The sequence below is a fragment of the Polynucleobacter sp. MWH-Loch1C5 genome (assembly GCF_018881775.1).
GTDB lineage: Bacteria > Pseudomonadota > Gammaproteobacteria > Burkholderiales > Burkholderiaceae > Polynucleobacter.
The window spans coordinates 1,142,423-1,165,089 of the sequence record NZ_JACVPR010000001.1 but is presented as its reverse complement, the minus strand read 5'-3'; the positions used below and the strand labels follow the sequence as shown (position 1 = coordinate 1,165,089).

18 protein-coding genes are annotated in these 22,667 nt (G+C 46.9%); 9 read left to right on the top strand and 9 right to left on the bottom strand.

Annotated features, from left to right (window positions below):
* Nucleotides 1-4: 4 nt before the first annotated feature.
* Nucleotides 5-769, top strand: a complete 765-nt coding sequence (locus ICE94_RS05900; RefSeq protein ID WP_216149781.1) for a BPSS1780 family membrane protein — start codon at nt 5-7, stop codon at nt 767-769.
* Here ICE94_RS05900 and ICE94_RS05895 read toward each other — a convergent pair.
* Nucleotides 766-3,072 carry a UvrD-helicase domain-containing protein gene (locus ICE94_RS05895; protein WP_216149779.1) on the bottom strand — a complete coding sequence of 769 codons (2,307 nt, stop codon included), beginning with the start codon at nt 3,070-3,072 and terminating at the stop codon, nt 766-768. The genes ICE94_RS05900 and ICE94_RS05895 overlap by 4 nt on opposite strands.
* Before the next feature lie 41 nt (nt 3,073-3,113).
* Between ICE94_RS05895 and ICE94_RS05890 the strand changes: the two genes are divergently transcribed.
* The 3 genes from ICE94_RS05890 to ICE94_RS05880 all read left to right on the top strand — a co-directional run bounded on the left by ICE94_RS05890 (nt 3,114) and on the right by ICE94_RS05880 (nt 7,969).
* Entirely contained in the window at nt 3,114-5,975 is a 2,862-nt protein-coding gene (locus ICE94_RS05890; RefSeq protein ID WP_216149777.1) for a valine--tRNA ligase, read from the top strand.
* Nucleotides 5,976-5,999: 24 nt separating this feature from the next.
* Nucleotides 6,000-6,866, top strand: a complete 867-nt coding sequence (galU, locus tag ICE94_RS05885) for a UTP--glucose-1-phosphate uridylyltransferase GalU (protein ID WP_216149775.1) — start codon at nt 6,000-6,002, stop codon at nt 6,864-6,866.
* A gap of 101 nt (nt 6,867-6,967) precedes the next feature.
* Nucleotides 6,968-7,969 carry a TerC family protein gene (locus tag ICE94_RS05880; RefSeq protein ID WP_216149773.1) on the top strand — a complete coding sequence of 334 codons (1,002 nt, stop codon included), beginning with the start codon at nt 6,968-6,970 and terminating at the stop codon, nt 7,967-7,969.
* Here ICE94_RS05880 and ICE94_RS05875 read toward each other — a convergent pair.
* Together ICE94_RS05875 and alaS are read right to left on the bottom strand one after the other, a co-directional pair.
* Nucleotides 7,955-8,188, bottom strand: coding sequence for a sulfurtransferase TusA family protein (locus ICE94_RS05875; protein ID WP_216149771.1), 234 nt, complete (start codon nt 8,186-8,188; stop codon nt 7,955-7,957). The two genes, ICE94_RS05880 and ICE94_RS05875, sit on opposite strands and share 15 nt — an antisense overlap.
* Nucleotides 8,185-10,812, bottom strand: a complete 2,628-nt coding sequence (gene alaS / locus ICE94_RS05870) for an alanine--tRNA ligase (protein WP_216149769.1) — start codon at nt 10,810-10,812, stop codon at nt 8,185-8,187. The genes ICE94_RS05875 and alaS overlap by 4 nt, the downstream gene beginning before the upstream one ends.
* Before the next feature lie 125 nt (nt 10,813-10,937).
* On the opposite strand from alaS, the gene ICE94_RS05865 reads away from it, so the two are divergent.
* The 3 genes from ICE94_RS05865 to ICE94_RS05855 are packed head-to-tail and all read left to right on the top strand — an operon-like array spanning nt 10,938 to nt 14,726.
* Nucleotides 10,938-11,399, top strand: a complete 462-nt coding sequence (locus ICE94_RS05865; protein ID WP_216149767.1) for a tripartite tricarboxylate transporter TctB family protein — start codon at nt 10,938-10,940, stop codon at nt 11,397-11,399.
* Nucleotides 11,400-11,423: 24 nt separating this feature from the next.
* Entirely contained in the window at nt 11,424-12,926 is a 1,503-nt protein-coding gene (locus tag ICE94_RS05860) for a tripartite tricarboxylate transporter permease (protein ID WP_216149764.1), read from the top strand.
* Nucleotides 12,927-12,941: 15 nt separating this feature from the next.
* Nucleotides 12,942-14,726, top strand: a complete 1,785-nt coding sequence (locus ICE94_RS05855; protein ID WP_216149762.1) for a glutamine--tRNA ligase/YqeY domain fusion protein — start codon at nt 12,942-12,944, stop codon at nt 14,724-14,726.
* On the opposite strand, the gene ICE94_RS05850 is transcribed toward ICE94_RS05855, so the two are convergent.
* Nucleotides 14,689-15,597: an SDR family oxidoreductase gene (locus tag ICE94_RS05850; protein ID WP_216149760.1), complete on the bottom strand. Its 909-nt coding sequence runs from the start codon at nt 15,595-15,597 to the stop codon at nt 14,689-14,691. The genes ICE94_RS05855 and ICE94_RS05850 overlap by 38 nt on opposite strands.
* 38 nt (nt 15,598-15,635) lie before the next feature.
* Here ICE94_RS05850 and ICE94_RS05845 point away from each other — a divergent pair, with 38 nt between their 5' ends.
* Both ICE94_RS05845 and ICE94_RS05840 read left to right on the top strand, forming a co-directional pair.
* A complete protein-coding gene (locus tag ICE94_RS05845; protein ID WP_216149758.1) occupies nt 15,636-16,697 on the top strand; it encodes a 2Fe-2S iron-sulfur cluster-binding protein in 1,062 nt (353 codons plus the stop codon).
* Between the two features lie 21 nt (nt 16,698-16,718).
* The gene (locus ICE94_RS05840; RefSeq protein ID WP_216149756.1) at nt 16,719-17,909 is read left to right on the top strand and encodes an acetylornithine transaminase; all 1,191 of its coding nucleotides are present in this window, start codon (nt 16,719-16,721) and stop codon (nt 17,907-17,909) included.
* Nucleotides 17,910-17,945: 36 nt separating this feature from the next.
* Here ICE94_RS05840 and ICE94_RS05835 read toward each other — a convergent pair whose 3' ends face one another.
* From ICE94_RS05835 to ICE94_RS05815, 5 genes are read right to left on the bottom strand one after another with little or no spacing between them, the layout of a single operon-like run.
* Entirely contained in the window at nt 17,946-18,656 is a 711-nt protein-coding gene (locus tag ICE94_RS05835) for an ABC transporter ATP-binding protein (RefSeq protein WP_216149754.1), read from the bottom strand.
* A complete protein-coding gene (locus ICE94_RS05830; RefSeq protein ID WP_216149752.1) occupies nt 18,653-19,423 on the bottom strand; it encodes an ABC transporter ATP-binding protein in 771 nt (256 codons plus the stop codon). The genes ICE94_RS05835 and ICE94_RS05830 overlap by 4 nt, the downstream gene beginning before the upstream one ends.
* On the bottom strand, nt 19,420-20,505 hold the full coding sequence (locus ICE94_RS05825; RefSeq protein ID WP_370623797.1) for an ABC transporter ATP-binding protein: 1,086 nt from the start codon (nt 20,503-20,505) through the stop codon (nt 19,420-19,422). Before ICE94_RS05825 ends, ICE94_RS05830 begins: the two co-directional genes overlap by 4 nt.
* 10 nt (nt 20,506-20,515) lie before the next feature.
* Nucleotides 20,516-21,451: a branched-chain amino acid ABC transporter permease gene (locus ICE94_RS05820; RefSeq protein WP_216149747.1), complete on the bottom strand. Its 936-nt coding sequence runs from the start codon at nt 21,449-21,451 to the stop codon at nt 20,516-20,518.
* A 36-nt stretch (nt 21,452-21,487) separates the two neighbouring features.
* Nucleotides 21,488-22,645 carry a branched-chain amino acid ABC transporter substrate-binding protein gene (locus ICE94_RS05815; protein WP_216149745.1) on the bottom strand — a complete coding sequence of 386 codons (1,158 nt, stop codon included), beginning with the start codon at nt 22,643-22,645 and terminating at the stop codon, nt 21,488-21,490.
* Nucleotides 22,646-22,667: the final 22 nt, after the last annotated feature.

Below are 22,667 nucleotides of genomic sequence, written 5' to 3'. Positions count from 1 at the left end.
AGCTATGCAACTTAAACACGCTTTTGCTTCTGATGGATATGTCTGGATGCGCCAAGGTTTTTGGCTGTTCAAGAAAAACCCTTTGGCGTTTTTAATGCTGGTATTTCTGTATATTTTTATCGCTCAGTTCGCCATCTTGATACCTGTCTTTGGCGTTTTTATTATTTTGGTATTGACGCCAGGTTTAACCGTGGGCTTCATGACAGCTTGCCAAATGGTGATTAGAGGCGAGAGAGTCTACCCCACAGTCTATTTATCCGGCTTTAAAACTGTCGACCCATTGGTCCGTAAAAATCTGCTGACCCTCGGGACTATTTACGCTTTTTTGATTCTGATTTTGAGCCTAATTGCTAGCGCCTTCATTGACTTTAAACAGCTACTCACCATCCTCACGCAACAATCACCACCAACACTCAGAGATGTGGAGAGTATTTACTTTGGCTTAGGTGTTGGCCTACTGCTATACGTGCCGATTGCCATGATTATGTGGTTTGCGCCCCTTTTGGTCGCCTGGGGAAAGATGTCTGTAGGTCAGGCGCTATTCTCGAGCTGGATTGCCTGCTGGAGTAACCGAGGAGCTTTCATTTACTACATGATTATTTGGGCCATCATCATCGTGGCCATGCCATTCTTCTTTGAGGCATTACTCGACGGCATGGGCATGCGTGTGGCCATCCCATTCATCATCCCCCCTTATTCCATGGCAGCACTCACAGTCTTGTACTGTTCGTTTTTTGCAACCTGGAAAGCCTGTTTCGATCCTGATTAATCAATCGTCGTGAGCTTTGCAATCGCTAATTGCAGCCATTTAGCGCCATGACGATTGAAGTTCACCTGCGCTTTAGCATCAGTACCCTGACCTTCTAAAGCTAAGATTCGCCCTTCACCAAACTTTGTGTGAAAAACGCTTTGCCCGACCCGAAAGCCATGACCCGCTTGTTTAGATATTGAACTCAGCGGAGCGGTAATTGAATCATTGCGAACGCGATGCTGCACATCACCAAGCGGCGCTGCGCCAGACCAATCACTGCCTGTAGACCATGATGGTTGACGACTCACCGAACCCCAACGCGCATCTTTTTGCCGAGGCGTAAGATGCTTCAAGGTATGTGCGGGGAGCTCCTCTAAAAATCTCGAGGGTAAGTTATAGCGCACTTGACCGTGTAGCATTCTGGATTGCGTATGCGATAGATACAGTTTTTCCTTAGCGCGCGTAATCGCCACATACATGAGACGACGCTCTTCCTCCAAACCCTTGTCTTCATTAATACTGTTTTCATGAGGAAATAAACCTTCTTCCAAACCAGTAATGAACACCATGGAAAACTCTAAGCCTTTCGCAGAATGCACTGTCATCAACTGCACCGCATCTTGTCCTGCCTGAGCTTGATTATCTCCAGCCTCTAATGAAGCATGGGCCAAGAAAGCCGCCAGCGGTGACATCTCTAATACATCACCTGTTTCAGAAAATGGCGTCGAGCTAGCGCTAGTGTCTTGAGCAATGCCTTCTTCTGCAATAAAAGCGGTCGCTGCATTCACTAATTCTTGTAAGTTCTCAATACGATCTTGACCTTCTTTTTCATTGAGGTAATGCTGAATCAAACCACTATGCTGAATCACATAATCGACAGTCTCAGGTAAGGTGTAGTGTCGTGTCGCATCGCGCATGTGCTCAATCAAACGCACAAATGCCCCCAAAGTCTGACTTGTCTTCCCCTGCAGATAAGGGGCTGCTGCATATAAAGAACAATTATTTGAACGAGCGGTATCTTGTAAAACCTCGATGGTTTTTGCTCCTATACCACGCGTTGGGAAATTCACAACACGCGAAAATGAGGTGTCATCATTCGGGTTTTCTAACAATCTCAAATAAGCTAAAGCATGCTTAATTTCAGCTCGTTCGAAAAAGCGCAAACCACCATAAACACGATAAGGGATGCCTGCTGAGAATAGGCCGTGCTCAATGATGCGAGACTGCGCATTACTGCGATAAAGAATGGCCATTTCACTGCGGCTGCGACCCTCATTAATCCCTGCGCGTATCTCATCAACAATCCAAGCGGCCTCCATCCCATCTGAAGCTGCTTCGTATACCCGAACAGGTTCACCATGCCCTGCTTCAGTACGCAAATTCTTACCGAGACGTTCGGCATTATTCGCTATCAAGTGATTCGCTGCATCTAAAATGTTGCCGTAGGAACGATAGTTCTGCTCAAGCTTGACTAAGTAGGGCTTAAATTGCTTCTCAAATAGGCGCATATTCTCAACATCAGCGCCCCGGAAAGCATAGATACTTTGGTCATCATCACCCACTGCAAAAACAGAGCTGACCTGATCTGTACCATGACCTGCAATCAGCTTTAACCAAGCATATTGCAAAGCATTCGTATCCTGAAACTCATCTACCAAGATGTGTCGAAAACGGGCCTGATAATGCTCCCGAATCGCCGAGTGATGCTTGAGTAATTCATAACTTCTTAAAAGGAGCTCAGCAAAATCTACCACTCCCTCACGCTGGCACTGCTCTTCATAGGCCTGATAAAGCTCTACCATCGTGTTCTCAAACGCATCACCGCGCACCATATCCTGAGGACGCTTACCACGCTCTTTGGCATGCATGATGAAATATTGCAGTTGCTTAGGGGGATATTTTTCATCATCGATTTTGAGCGCCTTTAAAAGGCGCTTCAAGGCTGATAGTTGATCTTGGGTATCCAAAATCTGAAAAGTCGATGGCAAACCTGCATCTTTATGGTGGGCTCTTAACAAGCGATTACATAAACCATGGAAGGTTCCTACCCACATACCACGCGTATTAATAGGCAACATCGCAGATAAACGCGTGAGCATCTCTTTGGCTGCCTTATTGGTAAAAGTCACTGCCAAAATACCCACAGGCGAAGCTTGGCCCGTTTGAATTAACCAAGCAATACGGGTGGTGAGAACCTTAGTTTTACCGCTGCCAGCCCCGGCTAGGATCATAGCGGAGCGCATTTGGCCATGAGGATCTTGCGGCTCCAAGGTAACCGCTTCTAACTGCTCTGGATTGAGATTTTCAAGAATATTGTTCACAACTGCCTTTTCGTATCAACAAAAAATTATAATTGCTAGCTATGTCTACAAATCCATCTGAATTAGCTAAATCTTTTGATCCCGCCGCTATCGAGGCGCAATGGGGTCCCGAGTGGGAAAAACGGGGTATTGCTAAACCCAATTACGCAGCCTCTGAGGGTAATTTCTGTATCCAACTACCCCCACCCAATGTCACAGGGACCCTACATATGGGCCACGCCTTTAACCAAACCATTATGGATGGTCTGACTCGCCACGCGAGAATGTCGGGCAAAAACACCCTCTGGGTACCTGGCACTGATCATGCAGGTATTGCTACGCAAATCGTGGTTGAACGTCAACTGGATGCACAAAAGATTTCGAGACATGATTTGGGACGCGAAAAGTTCTTAGAAAAGGTATGGGCTTGGAAGGAAGAATCAGGCTCTACGATTACGCGACAAATTCGACGCCTGGGTGCATCGATTGATTGGTCTAGCGAATACTTCACCATGGACGAAAAGATGTCCAAAGCAGTGATCGAGGTCTTCGTCAAACTTTACGAGCAAGGTTTGATTTATCGCGGCAAGCGTCTAGTCAATTGGGATCCCGTCTTAGGAACTGCCGTTTCTGATCTTGAAGTGGAAAATGAGGAAGAACAAGGCTCTCTATGGCATATCCGCTACCCGCTTGTGAACGGGTCGGGTCATCTCACTGTGGCTACAACACGTCCTGAAACGATGCTCGGAGATGTGGCCGTGATGGTTCATCCCGAGGATGAACGTTATGCCCACCTCATCGGTCAAGAAGTACAGCTACCGCTTTGCAATCGCACGATTCCGATTATTGCTGATAGCTATGTCGATAAAGAATTTGGTACCGGGGTTGTGAAAGTCACCCCAGCGCACGACTTTAATGACTATGCCGTCGGGCAGCGCCATGGCCTGGCCATGATTAATATTTTGACTCTCGATGCCAAGATCAATGATGCAGCGCCCCTCAAATATCATGGCATGGATCGCTTTGAGGCACGCAAAATGATTGTGGCTGACCTAGAGTCAGCCGGCCTACTCGATCAAGTGCAAGCGCACACTCTGATGGTACCGCGTGGTGATCGCACCAAATCAGTGATTGAACCTATGCTCACAGACCAATGGTTTGTGGCTATGTCCAAACCAAGCGAACATAACCTGTATCGCCCTGGCCAATCGATTGCCGCTGCAGCCTTGGATGCAGTAGCGAGCGGTGATGTACGCTTTGTTCCTGAGAACTGGACAACAACTTACACGCAATGGCTAGAAAATATTCAAGACTGGTGTATCTCGCGTCAGTTATGGTGGGGCCATCAGATTCCAGCGTGGTACCAAGATGACGGTCAAATCATTGTTGCCAAAGATGAGGCGAGCGCCTACGCACAAGCTAAGGCCAATGGCTATGAAGGTCGCCTACAACGTGACCCCGACGTATTAGACACTTGGTTTAGCTCTGCCTTAGTGCCTTTTTCTGCCTTAGGCTGGCCGGACAAGACACCGGCTCTAGCGAGCTTCTTACCCTCATCGACGCTAGTCACTGGTTTTGACATTATCTTCTTCTGGGTAGCACGAATGGTCATGATGACCTGCCACTTCACTGGTCAGGTGCCTTTCAAAACAGTTTATGTTCACGGCTTAGTCAGAGATGCCGAAGGCCAGAAAATGAGTAAATCCAAAGGAAATACTTTGGATCCAATTGATTTGATTGACGGCATCGACCTGGATACCTTACTAGCCAAACGTACCACAGGCTTAATGAATCCTAAACAAGCGGAGAGCATCACCAAAAAGACCAAAAAAGAATTCCCAGATGGGATACCCGCTTTCGGCACCGATGCACTGCGCTTTACCTTCGCCTCGATGGCAACCCTAGGCCGGAATATCAATTTTGATCAAAAACGCTGCGAGGGCTATCGTAACTTCTGCAATAAGTTATGGAATGCCACACGCTTTGTTTTAATGAACTGTAGTGATACCGACTATGACAATGGTATGAATGACTGTCAGGGTGGCTGTGGACCTGATGCTTATTTAGACTTCTCAGCAGCCGATCGTTGGATTGTTTCTCTGCTACAAAGAACTGAGGCTGACATTGCTAAGGGATTTAATGATTATCGCTTCGATAATATCGCCACTAGCATCTATCAATTCGTTTGGGATGAATATTGCGATTGGTACTTAGAGCTCGCTAAAGTACAACTGCAAAACGGCAGCCCAGCACAACAACGGGCCACACGCCGCACCTTGTTGCGCGTACTAGAAACAATTTTGCGCCTAGCTCACCCCATCATCCCATTTATCACCGAAGAGCTATGGCAAATTGTTGCGCCGATGTCAGGTAAGAAGTTAGCGGATCAAGCAGGTGCGACGATTGCTTTGCAACCCTACCCAGTGGCGCAAATGCAAAAGCTCGATGAACAAAGCGAAGCCTTCGTAGCCAAGGTCAAAGCGATCGTCGATGCATGTCGTAACTTACGTGGCGAAATGCAAATATCTCCAGCGCAAAGAGTCCCTTTGTACATTCATGGGCCCGCTGCAATTTTGGAATCAGCCGCACCTTACATACAAGCATTAGCCAAACTTTCAGAAGTCAAAATCTACAGTAGCGATGCCGCCCTTGAACAAGATGGGGCGGGCGCTCCGGTAGCGATTGTGGGTGATACCAAGATTTTGCTTAAAGTAGAAATTGATGCGGGCGCAGAACGCGCGCGCTTATCCAAAGAAATTGAAAAAATTTCTACAGAAATTTCAAAAGCCAAGGGTAAACTGGGTAATGAGAACTTTGTAGCTAAAGCGCCAGAAGCCGTGGTGGTTCAAGAAAAACAGCGCTTAGCTGATTTTGAAGCCCTGCATGAAAAACTAGTCGCACAGTTAGCCCGTTTGCCCCAATAATTTTTATTCATTTTTTATCGAACTATGTCAAAACCAGTTACCAAAGCAGTATTCCCAGTTGCAGGTTTGGGTACACGTTTCTTGCCAGCCACCAAGGCAAGCCCCAAGGAAATGCTCAATGTGGTTGATAAGCCATTGATTCAATATGCAGTAGAAGAAGCGATGGCCGCTGGCATCACCGAAATGATTTTTGTAACAGGGCGTAGTAAACGTGCTATTGAAGACCACTTTGACAAAGCTTATGAACTTGAAGCGGAACTCGAAGCTAAAAATAAAACTGAGCTCTTGCAACTTGTTCGCAGTATCAAACCCAGTCATGTTGACTGCGTCTACGTACGCCAGCCCGAGGCCCTAGGCTTAGGTCACGCCGTCTTGTGCGCCGAAAAGCTGATTCGTGATGAGGCTTTTGCTGTGATATTGGCAGACGACCTACTAGACAGTCCCGTACCAGTAATGAAGCAAATGGTGGATAAATATGCGCATTACCGCAGCTCTATTATTGGGGTTGAAAAAATCGCACCAGAACAAAGTAAGTCCTACGGTGTGATTGATGGCAAGGTATTTGATGAGCGCATTTACAAACTCAACGGCATTGTAGAAAAACCAAGCCCTGAGAAAGCTCCATCGAATATGGGGGTCGTGGGTCGCTATATTTTGTCATCACGTATTTTTGACCATATTCGCAATCTCAAACCCGGTGCAGGTGGTGAACTACAGTTAACGGATGCGATTCAATCTTTACTGCAACAAGAACAAGTATTAGCTTACGAATACGAGGGTGTCCGCTACGATTGCGGTTCTAAGTTAGGCTATCTCAAAGCCACAGTCGAGTTTGCTTTGCGCCACCCTGAAGTCAGTAAGGGCTTTGCTGAGTTTTTAAGTCATCGCTAAAATTTCAAGCTGTTGACGGGCCCCTCTGACGGTCGCCTCCCTCCAGGCTGTGATGTCGTTAACTCAAATTCCTTTAAGAGGAGGGATTGAAGGAGTTACACATGCAAGCCTTGGCTTGGTTGGATTACACATTTGCGAGCGCCCCTATCTGGGCTTGGCTCTTATTCCTAACGGTGGTGATTGCCCTGATGGTCTTTGACCTGGGCGTTCTCAATAAAACCGATCACGAAATCGAAATTAAAGAATCCTTATGGCTCTCGGCAGGCTATATCGCCATAGCACTTTTATTTGGCGGCTGGATTTGGTGGCAATTTGGCGAGAGTTCAGCGATTGATTACTACACCGGATTTTTAGTTGAAAAATCCCTCTCGATGGATAACGTCTTTGTCTTTGCTTTGATTTTTGGCTTTCTAAAAATCCCACGTATCTATCAATACCGTGTCTTGGTTTGGGGCATCATCGCAGCTCTGATCTTACGAGCGATCTTTATTGGCGCGGGAGCTGCCTTGATTGCTCAATTCTCATGGATTCTCTGGTTCTTTGGCGCCTTCCTCCTGATCACCGGGGTCAAGATGCTCTTTACCAAAGAAAATGACAATCAATCATTTGCCGAAAACCCCCTATTGAAGTGGATGAATCGGCACATGAAGATTACCAATGAATTTCATGGTAATCGCTTCTGGGTGACGCTGATCGACCCCAAAACAAGTAAGTTGACGCGCTTTTATACACCGCTATTTGTAGCGCTCATCTTAGTCAATGCGGCCGACATTATTTTTGCCGTAGACTCAGTGCCCGCTATCTTTGCCATTACACAAGATCCTTTCATTGTGTATACCAGCAATATCTTTGCGATCTTAGGACTGCGCGCCCTTTACTTTGCATTGGCTGCAATGATCCATCGCTTTCATTATCTGAAGTACGCCTTGGCTTTGATATTGATTCTGGTTGGCGCAAAGATCATTTTGATGATGCTAGGCATCAAGATTCCAGCAGTCATTGCCCTTGGACTGACTTTGGCGATTTTGATCGGCGGGATTGTGTATTCGCTCTGGCGCACCAAAACAGATGATCCGAATCGCTCAGATCTAGCGACGAATTAAATAAAAAACTAAAGCATCGTCTTGCTGCTCACTGGCAATCAATTGATTGCCAGTTTGCTTTGCAAAAGCAGGGAAGTCTTGAGCGGCGCCACTATCAGTGGCAGATATCTTGAGTATTTGACCACTTTGCATATCTGCTAAGGCTTTTTTGGCACGTAAGATGGGCAGCGGACAATTCAGTCCGCGCGCATCCACTTCAACATCAAAACTCTGGGTCATAGACGTTCTTGCACCCAAGTGTTGACGCTTTGCAAAGCACCCGTCAGCCCTTTAGGGTCTGTACCACCTGCCATGGCCATATCGGGCTTACCACCCCCTTTGCCACCGACTTGCTGAGCGACATGATTGACCAACTCACCGGCTTTGACTTTACTGATGAGATCAGAGGTCACGCCAGCCGCTAATTGGACCTTGCCATCTTGCACACTCGCCAAAACAATCACCGCTGTTTTGAGTTTATTTTTCAACTGGTCAAGCGTCTCGCGCAAGGCTTTAGCATCAGCCATATCTAATTGCGCAGACAAAACTTTAATGCCCTGTAAATCAGTAGCCTGCTTGAGTAAGTCATCGCCTTGGCTCGCCGCCAACTTGGATGAGAGACGCTCAATCTCTTTTTCCAAAGTTTTGGCATGCTCTTGTAATTGGGTAATACGAGCCGTCAAATCACTTGGACTTGCTTTGAGCAAACTAGCCAGCGTATTCACTTGCTGATCGAGAGATTGCAAGTAGCTGAGGGCGCGATCTCCAGTAATGGCTTCTACACGACGAATCCCAGCCGCAACGCCACTCTCGGAGACGATCTTAAATGCACCAATATCGCCTGTGCGTGTTACATGGGTGCCCCCACAGAGCTCTTTAGAGCTACCGATTTCTAAAACACGCACCGTCTCGCCATACTTTTCTCCGAAAAGCATCATGGCACCTGTTTTTTGAGCATCTTCTAACTTCATGACCGCTGCATGAGTTTGCACATTAGCCAGAATCTCCGCATTCACAATATCCTCGATACGACGGATCTCTTCGGTGCTCAAAGGCTGACTATGTGTAAAGTCAAAACGCGTCTTGTCAGGGTCGACTAAAGAACCTTTTTGCTGCACATGAGAGCCTAGTACTTCGCGCAAGGCTTTATGCATCAGATGAGTGGCGCTGTGATGACGCACGGTACGCGCACGACGCTCAGCATCTACACGAGCTAGCAGACGGTCACCAACTTTTAGTTCACCCTCATGTAATTGACCATGATGACCAAAAACATCCGCTTGAATTTTAAGAGTGTCTTCGACCATAAAAAGACTGTTTTGATTCTTCAGTTCACCGGTATCACCAACCTGACCACCAGATTCTGCATAAAACGGAGTGCGGTCCAAAACGACCACCGCAGCATCACCCGCCTTAATAGCGTTCACAGGACTGCCATCCATATATATGGCCAATACCTGAGAGCCCTCTTCAGTGAGACGCTCATAACCTTGGAACTCTGTGGCCGCTCCTGAATACTCTAGACCTTGGGCCATTTTGAATTTACCGGCGGCACGCGCTTGCTCACGCTGCTTATTCATCGCAGCCTCAAAGGCTACTTCGTCAACGCTGACGCCGCGTTCACGACATACATCAGCAGTCAGATCTAAGGGGAAGCCGTAGGTATCATGCAACTTAAAGGCAGTCTCTCCATCCAAAACCGTTGTACCCTGTGTCAAAGCCGCTTCTAAGATATCCATGCCATTTGCAATGGTTTGGAAAAAGCGCTCCTCTTCTTGCTTGAGTACTTCAGTGACTCGTGCCTCATGAGTCTTTAGCTCAGGATAGGCATCCCCCATCTCCGCTACAAGGGCTCGGACTAATTGATGGAAAAATGGCGCACGCGCACCTAATTTATAACCATGGCGTATCGCACGGCGCGTGATACGGCGTAGTACATAACCACGCCCAGCATTGCCTGGAATCACACCATCAGCCACTGTGAAAGTACATGCGCGAATATGATCAGCAATCACCTTCAATGAGGGACTGTTCGCATCACAAGATCCTGCACCGGCTTGGTCAACTGCTGCCTTAGCCGCTGATAAGAGATGGACAAATAAATCGATTTCATAATTGGAATGCACATGCTGCAACACTGCAGCAATACGCTCTAAGCCCATGCCTGTATCAACACTGGGCTTAGGTAATGGATGCATCACCCCCGCTTCATCACGGTTGAACTGCATAAAGACGTTATTCCAAATTTCAATATAACGATCACCATCTTCATCAGGACTACCTGGAGGACCTCCCGCAATCTCAGGACCGTGATCATAGAAAATTTCAGTACAAGGACCACATGGACCTGTGTCACCCATCATCCAAAAGTTATCTGATGCGTAGCGCGCGCCTTTGTTGTCTCCAATACGGATAATTCGCTCTGTAGGCACACCAATTGTTTTGGCCCAGATCTCATAAGCCTCATCATCTTCAGCGTATACCGTGACCCAAAGTTTTTCAGGAGGCAACTTGAAGACAGTGGTCAATAACTCCCATGCGTATTGAATCGCGTCTTGCTTGAAATAATCGCCAAAAGAAAAGTTACCTAACATCTCAAAAAATGTATGGTGTCTGGCGGTGTAACCCACATTGTCTAGATCATTATGCTTACCGCCTGCACGAATACATTTCTGGGCAGTTGTGGCTCTGCTGTAGGGGCGTTTATCAAAGCCCAAAAAGACATCTTTGAACTGATTCATCCCTGCATTGGTAAATAACAGGGTCGGGTCATCCCCGGGAATCACCGGGCTGGAGCTCACCACTTGATGCCCCTTGGACTCAAAGAACTTTAAAAAACTCTCGCGTATTTGATTAACTTTCATGAAACGTATTATCTCAGAGTGAAAAAGGCACCGTATAAACCCTAGGTCTAAATTTGGGGTTTAGGCTTAAAGAAAGCTTACAATACACCTTCTGTTTTATACAAGAACTAAAAAAGGGTTAAACCATGCAAATTCGAAGTCAAAAGGACTTTGCCTCTGGGCTGATGTTTGTGATTGTGGGCGTGATCTTTGCGAGTATCGCTACAACCTACAACATGGGTACTGCAGCAAAGATGGGACCGGGATATTTTCCATTTTGGTTGGGCGTTTTGATGGCCATTATTGGCGCCATCATCACGATGCAATCCATGAAATCCAAAGGTGAAAAAGATAAGATTCCTAAGTGGGATTGGCCTTCAGTATTGTGGGTCACCGGCTCGGTAGTACTTTTTGGCTTAATGCTAAAACCGATGGGCTTGATCGCATCGCTCACATTCTTGGTCATTATTTCAGCGATGGCTAGCCATGAGTTCCACTGGAAAGGCACAGTCGTGAATGCTGTGATTTTGAACGTGATTGCCTATGTCGCTTTCGTATGGGGTCTAAACCTGCAATTCCAGGTTTTACCTGCATTCCTCAGAGCCTAATAATAAGAATCAGGAGAACAATTCATGGAACTGATCAATAACCTCGCGCTGGGTTTTAGTACAGCGCTGACCTTACAAAATTTACTGTATTGCTTCTTGGGCTGCTTACTGGGTACGATGATTGGTGTACTTCCTGGTCTAGGCCCGATTGCCACGATTGCGATGCTTTTGCCCGCCACCTATGCCCTACCTCCAATTGCGGCATTGATTATGCTGGCAGGTATTTACTACGGTGCCCAATACGGCGGTTCAACGACAGCCATTTTGGTCAACATTCCAGGAGAATCAGCCTCGGTGGTGACCGCGATTGATGGCTACCAAATGGCTCGTCGAGGGCGAGCGGGCGTAGCTCTCTTCACCGCTGGTTTTGGCTCATTCTTTGCTGGCTGCGTGGCGACTTTAGTTTTAGCTGCCTTTGCTGCGCCACTCTCACAAATCGCCTTTAAATTCGGCCCTGCTGAATATTTTTCTTTGATGATTCTTGGCTTGGTCGGTGCTGTTGTGCTTGCCTCTGGCTCGCTCATCAAAGCGATTGGCATGATCATCTTAGGCTTGCTTTTAGGTTTGGTGGGAACAGACGTGAACTCAGGTGCTGCGCGCTACTCCTTTGACATCCCTGAGTTAATGGACGGTATCGGTTTCGTCGCTATCGCCATGGGTGTTTTTGGTTTCGCAGAAATTATGGGCAACCTCGAGCAACGTGAACACCGTGAAACCTTCTTAAACAAGTTGACCACACTCTGGCCTAGCAAAGAAGATTTCAAACGCATGGTCCCATCAATCTTGCGTGGCACGACCATTGGTTCTATTTTGGGTATCTTGCCGGGTGGTGGCGCTCCGCTTGCAGCTTTCTCAGCCTACACCTTAGAAAAGAAAACTTCTAAACATCACGCTGAATTTGGTAAAGGCGCGATTGAAGGTGTAGCAGGTCCTGAAAGTGCGAATAACGCAGCATCACAAACGTCCTTCATCCCATTACTGACTTTAGGTATTCCACCAAATGCTGTGATGGCTTTGATGGTCGGTGCGATGACAATTCACAACATTCAGCCAGGTCCACAAGTGATGACCTCTAATCCAGCACTCTTCTGGGGCTTGATTGCTTCGATGTGGGTCGGTAACTTGATGCTCATCATTTTGAACCTGCCTTTGATTGGTATTTGGGTCAAGATGTTGAAGATTCCTTATCGCCACCTCTACCCAGCCATCTTGGTCTTCTGCTGTATTGGTGTCTATACGGTCAACAACAATACCTTTGACGTATTCATGACCGCTGCATTTGGTGTGATTGGTTACCTCTTCGTGAAATTAGGCTGTGAAGCACCTCCACTCTTACTAGGCTTCGTCCTGGGTCCAATGATGGAAGAAAATTTCCGTCGCGCCTTGCTGCTTTCTAGAGGTGATTTCTCAGTATTCTTCACACGCCCATTGTCTTTGGCGCTCTTGATTGCAGCGGCTTTGCTGGTGGTCATCGTGGCATTGCCAGCAGTGAAGAAAACACGAGAAGAAGCCTTTGCCGAAGATTAAATTTACAATATAGGCATGTCTGAAAAGAATGCCTCTTCTGCTTCTAAATTCGAGACCCCTGAGGTCTCGAATTTTTTGCGCCAAATTATTGATCAAGATCTAGCACAGGGTAAGCATGCCCAACGCCTAGATGCTCACGGAAAAGCCTTACCTAGCGTCATTACACGCTTTCCACCCGAGCCTAATGGCTACCTTCATATTGGTCATGCCAAGAGTATTTGCCTGAACTTTGGTTTAGCCAAGGACTATGCCTCAGCCCCTGGGGGTGCGCGCTGCCATATGCGCTTTGACGACACCAACCCCAGCAAGGAAGAAACTGAATACGTAGATAGCATCTTAGACGCGGTGCAATGGTTAGGCTTCTCATGGGAGAGCCAAGGGGTTGCACACCAGTATTACGCTAGCGATTATTTTGACCGCCTCTATGAATATGCGGAAATCTTGATACAAGCTGGTAAAGCTTATGTAGATAGCCAAAGTGCTGATGAAATACACAAAAATCGTGGTAATTTTGGTCAGCTTGGCATCAATAGCCCTTATCGCGATCGTACTAGCGCAGAGAATTTAGAACTCTTTAGGGCCATGAGGGCGGGTAAATATGCCGATGGCGCCCATGTCCTACGTCTCAAAATTGACATGGCACACCCGAATATCGTGATGCGTGATCCGGTCATTTATCGTATTCGCCATGCTCACCATCATCGTACTGGCGATCAATGGTGCATCTACCCTTTATATGATTTCACGCACTGTATTTCTGATGCTATTGAAAACATTACGCACTCTATTTGCACACTAGAGTTTGAAAATAATCGGCCTCTTTATGATTGGGTGCTCGAAGCCCTGCGTGATGCTGGCGTATTTAAAGATCCATTGCCTAAGCAATATGAATTCGCGCGCTTAAACCTGACTTACGCCATCACCAGCAAGCGGAAATTATTGCAATTGGTAGAAGAAAAACGAGTGGATGGCTGGGATGATCCACGCATGCCTACGATTGTGGGTATTCGTCGTCGTGGCTATACGCCAGAGAGCATTCAGTTATTCTGCGAGCGGATTGGTGTCTCTAAGGCCGCAGATAGCTGGATTGATATGTCAGTCTTAGAACAAGCCCTGCGTGATGATTTAGAACCTAAAGCACCTCGCGCCTTTGCTGTTCTGAAGCCTCTGAAATTAATCATTGATAATTTTGCTGACGATCACGCAGAGCCTTGTTCAGCGCCTAGACATCCACAACATCCTGAATGGGGTGAAAGACACTTCCATCTCACTAAAGAAGTTTGGATTGAAGCTGACGACTTCATGATTGAACCTAGCAAAGGTTTCTTTAGGCTGTATCCACCACAAAATGGTCAAGCAGGTAACCGTGTGCGTCTACGCCATGGCTTCGTCATTGAATGTACGGGTTACGATACGAATGATGCAGGTGAGGTAGTGGCTGTACACGCGCAGTATTTTCCAGACAGTAAGAGCGGTACAGCTGGCTCTAATAATTACAAGGTCAAAGGTAATCTGCATTGGGTGAGCGCAAAAACAGGGATTCCTGCAGAAATCAGAGTCTATGACCGCTTGTTTACCGACCCACACCCAGACTCGGGCGATAAAGACTTTTTACAAGCCTTAAATACTGATTCAAAACAAGTGCTAGCGGCTTATATTGAAGAAGGCTTGAATCAAGTTGAATCTGAAGCTCGGTATCAATTTGAGCGTCACGGCTATTTCGTGGCTGATCGAATCGACCACACTGCTCAGAAAGCAGTCTTTAATCTGATCGTGAATTTAAAAGATAACTGGAAGTAAACGCCAGAAAATCTGAGACCGTTGGGTATTGCAGGTGAAAGCGTAACTCCTGTAAACGTTGATTTTTCAGACGTCTTGATTCACTCATAAATGACAACATCATGGGGCTAACCTGCTGAGTCAACTCTGTACGTGTCAAACGTGGTGGTCTAGGTAGTTCAAAGACATCAGCCACCTGATCAAAATAATCAGCCATGGGCATCGATTGATTATCACAAGCATTGACTACTCTTTGGTTTTTGCCACGATAGAGATGGACCCATATCAGCCTAGCTAAATCATCGGCATGAATATGACTGGTGTAGACATCCTCCTCTTCACGAAGTGCGGGCGTGCCTTTTTGTAAACGCTCGATCGGCAAACGCTCGAAAGCATAAATGCCGGGCACTCTCAATATGTGCGCTCTCACTTGATGACTGACTGCCCAGGCACGCACCTGTTGCTCAGCAGAGACACGACGCATGGCTCGGTCCGAAAGGGTTTTTAATGGGCTCGTCTCAGTGACCCATGCACCTTGATGATCACCATAAACTCCTGTGGTACTGATATAAACAAAACGTTGCAATGAGCGACTAGCAGGACCCAAAGCCGCCAGTAAATGGCGAGTTCTTAAGTCTTCTGCGCCCATATTTTGCGGAGGTGCGAGATGCACAATAATCTCAGGAGCAATGGCGGCTATGCGGATAAGGCTCTCTGGCTCGTCTAAATTGCCATAAATCGGGCAAGTACCCCTAGCTCGCAACTCCTCAAGACGTTCTTGGGAGGATGTTAGAGCATAGATCTTAAAACGTTGGCGCAGCAGGGGTATGAGGCGAAGTCCCACGTCTCCACAGCCAACGATTAAAATCCTAGGTTTATATTTAAATCGCATGAATTGCCAGATTTATTTGGTATTGAGAGAGGATTATCGTGTCTTATCAGGTTACCCTAAAAAATAGCGGAAAAGCATTTACCTGCAGCGCTGACGAAACAGTTCTAGAAGCCGCGATGCGTCAAGGTATTAATTTACCCTATGGCTGCAAAAATGGTGCATGCGGTTCTTGCAAGGGTCAAATTACTGCCGGTCAAGTTCAGCATGGTGATCATAGCGAGAAAGCCCTCAGCGCTGCCGAAGAAACCCAAGGACTGGCACTCTTTTGCTGCGCAAAACCTCAAACCAATCTAGAAATTGATGTGCGTGAAGTGACAGGCGCTGGCGATATACCGATCAAAAAAATTCCTTGCCGAGTCGCCAGCCTCGAACGTGCCGCCCCTGATGTAGTGATTGTTAAGCTGCAATTGCCAGCGACCGAGCGCTTTCAGTTCTTAGCCGGTCAGTATATTGAGTTTTTACTCAAAGATGGCAAACGTCGCGCCTACTCACTTGCTAGCGCCCCTCATGAAGAAGGGCCTCTTGAACTTCACATTCGTCACATGCCTGGTGGCACTTTCACCGATTTCGTATTTGGCAGTAATGAATCCGGCACGATGATGAAAGAAAAAGATATCTTGCGCTTTGAAGGGCCCTTAGGGAGCTTCTTTCTTAGAGAAGATTCTGAGAAGCCAATTATTTTCTTGGCCTCGGGTACAGGCTTTGCTCCAATCAAAGCGATTATTGAACATATCCGCCACCAAGGAATTGCGCGTCCAATTAGTTTGTATTGGGGTGGTCGTCGCCCACATGATCTCTACCATGATGCACAGTGCAAACTGTGGGCGCAAGAATTACCTAACTTCCAATACATTCCAGTGATCTCTGATGCCTTAGCAGAAGATGCATGGGCTGGACGCACAGGTTTTGTGCATCAAGCAGTCATACATGATTTTCCTAATATGTCAGGTCATCAAGTCTATGCCTGTGGTGCGCCGATTGTCGTTGAATCGGCCCGCAACGAGTTTGTGGCGCAGTGTCAACTACCCGCCGATCAGTTCTTTGCAGACGCATTCACCAGCGCGGCGGATTTGGCTAAAAAAACCGCAACTCCATCATAATTTTTTGATACTCTAGACACTATGGAAACTTTAAGCCCTGCCCTTCATACCGACTCCGTGATGTACATCACGAAGCGGCCCGATCTTGTATTTGTTAAAGGTGAAGGCTCGTGGCTCATAGATCACCAAGGGAAAAAGTATCTAGACTTCTTACAAGGTTGGGCAGTCAACTGCTTGGGACATTCCAATCCAGGCATGATTGCGGCACTGAATGAACAAGCCCACAAAGTCATTAATCCAAGCCCGGCCTTTTATAACGAGCCGATGATTCGCTTGGCAGATTTGCTAACGGCTAATAGTTGCTTTGATAAGGTCTTCTTCGCCAATAGCGGCGCAGAAGCCAATGAGGGTGCGATCAAATTGGCTCGTAAATGGGGCAAATTACACAAATCAGGAGCCTTCGAAATCATCACCTTCAAACATGGCTTTCATGGGCGCACTCTAGCAACCATGAGCGCTTCTGGCAAAGAAGGTTGGGATACGATGTTTGCCCCACAAGTAGCTGGCTTCCCTAAGGCCGATTTAAACGACCTTGACTCTGTAAAAGCACTCAAAACCGATCGTACAGTCGCTGTGATGCTAGAACCGATTCAGGGTGAAGGGGGTGTCATCCCTGCAGATCATCAGTTCATGAAAGATTTACGTCAGTGGACTCGTGAAAACCAAATTCTTCTGATCGTCGATGAAGTACAAGCAGGTTGCGGTCGCTCAGGAAAATTATTTGCACATCAGTTGTATGGTATCGAACCAGACATCATGACCCTAGGCAAGGGTATTGGTGGTGGCGTGCCGCTTGCGGCTCTATTAGCCAGAAATGATGTCGCTTGCTTTGAAGCCGGCGACCAAGGGGGCACCTATAACGGTAATCCCTTGATGACCGCTGTAGGTATTAGCGTCATAGAGCAACTCCTAGCCCCTGGTTTTTTAGCAGAGGTAGAAGCTAAGGGTCAGTATCTACGGGGTCTATTACTAGACTTAAGTCAAGAATTAGGCCTAGAAGGTGAGCGTGGCGAAGGTCTTTTACGAGCCCTCAAATTAGGTCGTGACATCGGCCCTGAAATCGTCGAACGTGCTCGTCAGCTAGAGCCTGTGGGCCTCTTACTCAATTCGCCCCGTCCTAATCTTTTGAGATTCATGCCTGCGCTCAATATTAGCCGTGAAGAATTAGCCCTCATGGTAAAAATGCTCAAGCAGGTCATTCAGAGTATTTGATCAATTGCCAGGCTTAAGTCACCACAATCGTGGTGACTACTCGCCTAGATAGGCGACTCTGACTTGAGGATCATTCAGTAATTCAGATGCTGGACCTGACATAGTGATTAAACCACTATCCATCACGTACGCATGATGAGCCGCTTGTAGGGCTAGACGTGCATTTTGCTCCACCAGCAAGATCGTCGTGCCACCCTCACTCACCTGACGAATGACTTCAAAAATAGTCTCCACCATCTTAGGCGATAAACCCATCGAGGGCTCATCTAACAGCAATAGACTCGGCCGCGACATGAGGGCGCGAGCCATCGCTACCATCTGTTGCTCACCCCCCGATAAGGTCCCCGCCAACTGCCCTAAGCGCTCTTTAAGACGAGGGAAAAAACTATACATGCGCTCTAGATCCGCATTGATCTGGACTTGATCATCACGGATATAAGCCCCCATCAATAAGTTTTCCTCGACGGTCATGCGCATGAAAATGCCTCGACCCTCAGGGACCATGGCCAAACCTCTTTGGAGTAAAACATCGGCACCCACGCCGGCGATACTTTGACCTTGGTAAGACACCTCGCCACCAGCCCATGCTAGGGCTCCGGTAATCGCTTTCATAGTCGTGGTTTTACCTGCACCATTAGCGCCAATTAAAGTGACTAATTGGCCTTCTTTAACAGCCAAATCAATCCCTTTAACCGCATGTATACCCCCATAGGAAACTTTTAGACCTTTAAGTTCTAAGAGACTCATGCGTGCGCCCCACCTAGGTAAGCTTCAATCACAGCAGGATGAGTCCTCACATCTTCAGGCCGACCCTCGGCAATCACGCGACCGTAATCAAGCACAGTTAAGCGTTGACATAAATTCATGACCAATTTGACATCATGTTCAATCAAAAGAATCGTTTTCCCATCGCCGGCAATTTTTTCTAATAGCGCTTGCAGTTCTAGTTTTTCAGTGGCATTCATGCCGGCTGCTGGCTCATCTAAAGCCAGTAATTTGGGTTGGGTAGCCAGTGCTCGCGCAATTTCTAAACGACGTTGATGACCATAAGATAAATTTTTGGCCGTGAAATCTGTATATCGAGCAATACCTACATAATCCAATAAGGCTTGGGCACGTTCACGGATTTCACGCTCTTCATTTTTAAAACTTTGGCTTTGCAAAATCGTAGCCCAAACTCCAGATTGAGTTCTGATATGTTGACCTACCATGACGTTTTCTATGGCAGTCATCTCACCAAACAAACGAATATTTTGGAAAGTGCGAGCAATTCCAGCTTGCGCGACCTCGTGAACTGCTCGAGGTTCATAAGTCTGCCCCTCAAGATAAAACTCACCAGCGTCCGGTTCATACAAACCGGTAATGACATTAAAGAAAGTCGTTTTGCCTGCCCCATTGGGTCCAATCAAGCCCACAATAGAACCAGCTTCTATTTGTAAAGAAACATCTTGTAAGGCAACTAGTCCGCCAAAACGCTTAACAACGCCTCGCACATCTAGGAGATATTGACTCATGATGTTCTCCTTCCCACTTGATGAGAAGGCGGCCAAATACCTTGCGGGCGATACAACATGATCAAGATCAAGGCTAAACCAAATAACAATTGTCGAATGATTTCTGCTTCAAGCACCACCGAACCGAAAAGCATTCTTTGTAAAGGCTCAATACCCGCGCGCAAAAGCTCAGGTAAACCTGCCAATAAAAAAGTGCCCAAAATCACGCCAGGGATATGCCCCATACCTCCTAACACAACCATCGCCAAGATCACGATTGATTCCCAAAGCACAAATGATTCGGGTGATACGAAACCCTGAAAAGCAGCAAACATGGCACCAGCCACACCCCCAAATGAGGCACCCAAAGCAAAGGCTAAGAGTTTGACGTTGCGCGTATTGATGCCCATAGCTTTCGCGGCGATTTCATCTTCACGGATAGCCACCCAAGCGCGGCCCAAACGAGAATGTTGTAGGCGATAAGCAATCAGAATCACTAAGAGTGCCAGGAGTACAAATAAGTAATAGCTCAAATAGACGGCTTCAATTTGTATAAAACCAAGATCTACTTTTTTAGAGAGGTCGACACCAAAGACAGTTATCGGATCGATGGCCCGAATCCCTTTGGGACCATTGGTAATGTTCACAGGACGATCTAGATTATTCATAAAAATACGAATAATTTCGCCAAAGCCCAAGGTGACTATCGCTAAATAGTCTCCCCTTAACTTCAGCGTTGGCGCACCTAATAAACATCCAAAAATGGCGGCAATGGTCGCTGCAATTGGAATGATGAGCCATACGCTCAAATGTAGGCCATGCGGGAAAAGCTCGGCAATCCATGGAAAATGAGAGCTCAAGTGTGGCGATGAGAGTAATGCAGCGGTATAAGCCCCCACAGCATAAAAAGCTATGAAACCCAAATCTAGCAAACCTGCAAATCCAACCACAATATTGAGCCCAATAGCGAGCATCAGATACAACAGGGCAAAATCGAGTATGCGTACCCAGTAGTTACCACCAATACCACCCACAATCCAAGGCGCCAAAATAATAGCGCTGGCAAATAGAGCAAGACCTAGAAAAGGTTTCTGAGCAAAGATTGGATTGGGTTTAAGCACGATCAGCCACCCGCTCACCCAAGAGCCCTGAAGGTCTAAATACCAAAACCAGAATCAAGACCGCAAAGGCAAATACATCTTGGTAATTTGAGCCCAGCACACCACCAGTCAGATCGCCAATGTAACCTGCCCCTAGAGATTCAATTAAACCGAGCAGTAAACCGCCTAACATCGCCCCAGGTAAGTTACCAATGCCTCCCAAAACCGCTGCTGTGAAGGCCTTCAGACCAGGAATGAACCCCATATAAAAATGAGCATTACCATAGTTGGTCGCTATCATCACTCCTGCTAATGCCGCTAAGGCACCGCCCAACATGAATGTGATTGAGATAATCCGATTGGGGTTCACGCCCATCAGGGCTGCCACTTGTTTATTTTCTGCAGTGGCACGCATGGCTCTACCTAAGCGAGTTTTTTCAACTAAGAGTAATAGAGCCACCATGACTAGCAATGAAGTAAGAAGAATCACAATTTCTTTACCTGTAATCGTGGCACCCGTCCCGAATACCTGCATAGGCTGAGTCGGTAATAACTGCGGAAATGTCAGAGGGTTACGGGACCAAATCATCATGGCAATCGTCTGCAACAAAATAGATACGCCGATTGCTGTAATCAAAGGTGCTAAACGAGGCGCCTGACGTAAGGGGCGATAAGCTATCTTTTCGATGGAGTAACTCAGAGCCGCACACAAAGCCATCGAGAAACCGATTGCCAAACAAAGCGTCAACCATGCCGGCATATCGGGCCACAAACCCATCATCGTCATGATGAAGGTCAAGGCCAACATGGCCCCCACCATCAAAACATCACCATGAGCAAAGTTAATAATGCCCAAAATACCATAGACCATCGTATAGCCTAAGGCGATCAAGGCATAAATACTGCCTAGTACAAGGCCATTAATAATTTGTTGTAAAAAAATATCCATAAACAATGCGGGGTGTCATCTGACACCCCGTTTGCTTTACATCTTGACGATTTCGAGAACTGACTTCTTTTTGTTTTTGTATTCGTAAAGAGTAATCACACCCTCTTTGAGATCACCTTTGGCATCAAAAGCAATGTTACCAATCAATCCCTTCATATTGGTTTGCGCTACCGCTTCAAGAATCTTCGCTGACTCAGTCGAATTAGCACGCTTCATCGCATCGACAATCACCATGACAGAGTCATAAGTAAATGGTGCATAAATTTGTACGTCAGCGTTAAAACGTGTTTTGTAGCGCTTTTGGAAATCTTCGCCTGCTTCCATTTTGGCAAGTGCCATACCGGCTTCAGAACAAATAATATTGCTCACTGCATCACCTGCTAACTCTGCCACCTTATCAGTACACACACCATCACCAGCAACAATTTTTGACTTGATGCCTAACTCTTTAGCTTGCTTAGCCAATGGGCCACCTGTGGCGTCCATACCACCATACATAATCACATCGGGCTTAAGACCCTTGATCTTGGTCAGAATGGCTTTGAAGTCGGTCGCTTTGTCATTGGTTGCTTCACGAGCAAGCACCTTCACTCCAGCGGCCTTAATCGTTTTCTCAAACTCATCTGCCAAACCTTTGCCATACTGAGTTGCATCATCAATAATGGCCACTGTCTTGGCTTTCAGATTTTTAGTCGTGTAGTTAGCCAAAGCCGGTCCTTGTTGCGCATCGGTAGCCACTAAGCGGAATGTCGTTTTAAAGCCTTGCTTGGTGTAATCGGGGTTCGTTGCTGAAGGGGATACCTGCACAATACCTGCATCACTATATATTTTGGAAGCTGGAATCGTGGTCCCTGAATTCAGATGCCCAACAACGGCAACCACTTTTGCATCTACTAATTTTTGCGCCACAGAAGTCGCTGTCTTAGGATCAGCAGCATCATCTTCAGGTACTAAAACCAAGGTGACTTTCTTGCCATTAATCGTAAGGCCTGCTTGATTCACCTCTTCCACGGCAAGACGTGCGCCATTCTCATTATCTTTACCCAAATGAGCGATGCCACCCGTCAGAGGTGCTACGTGACCAATTTTGATGATCTGCGAACCATCTGCAGCTTTTTCTTCTTTTTTGCCACAAGCAACGATACTCACTGCGAGTGCGATGGCTAAGGGTGCCCAAACTATTTTTTTGTTCATTCACGATCTCCTAATCAGTGCC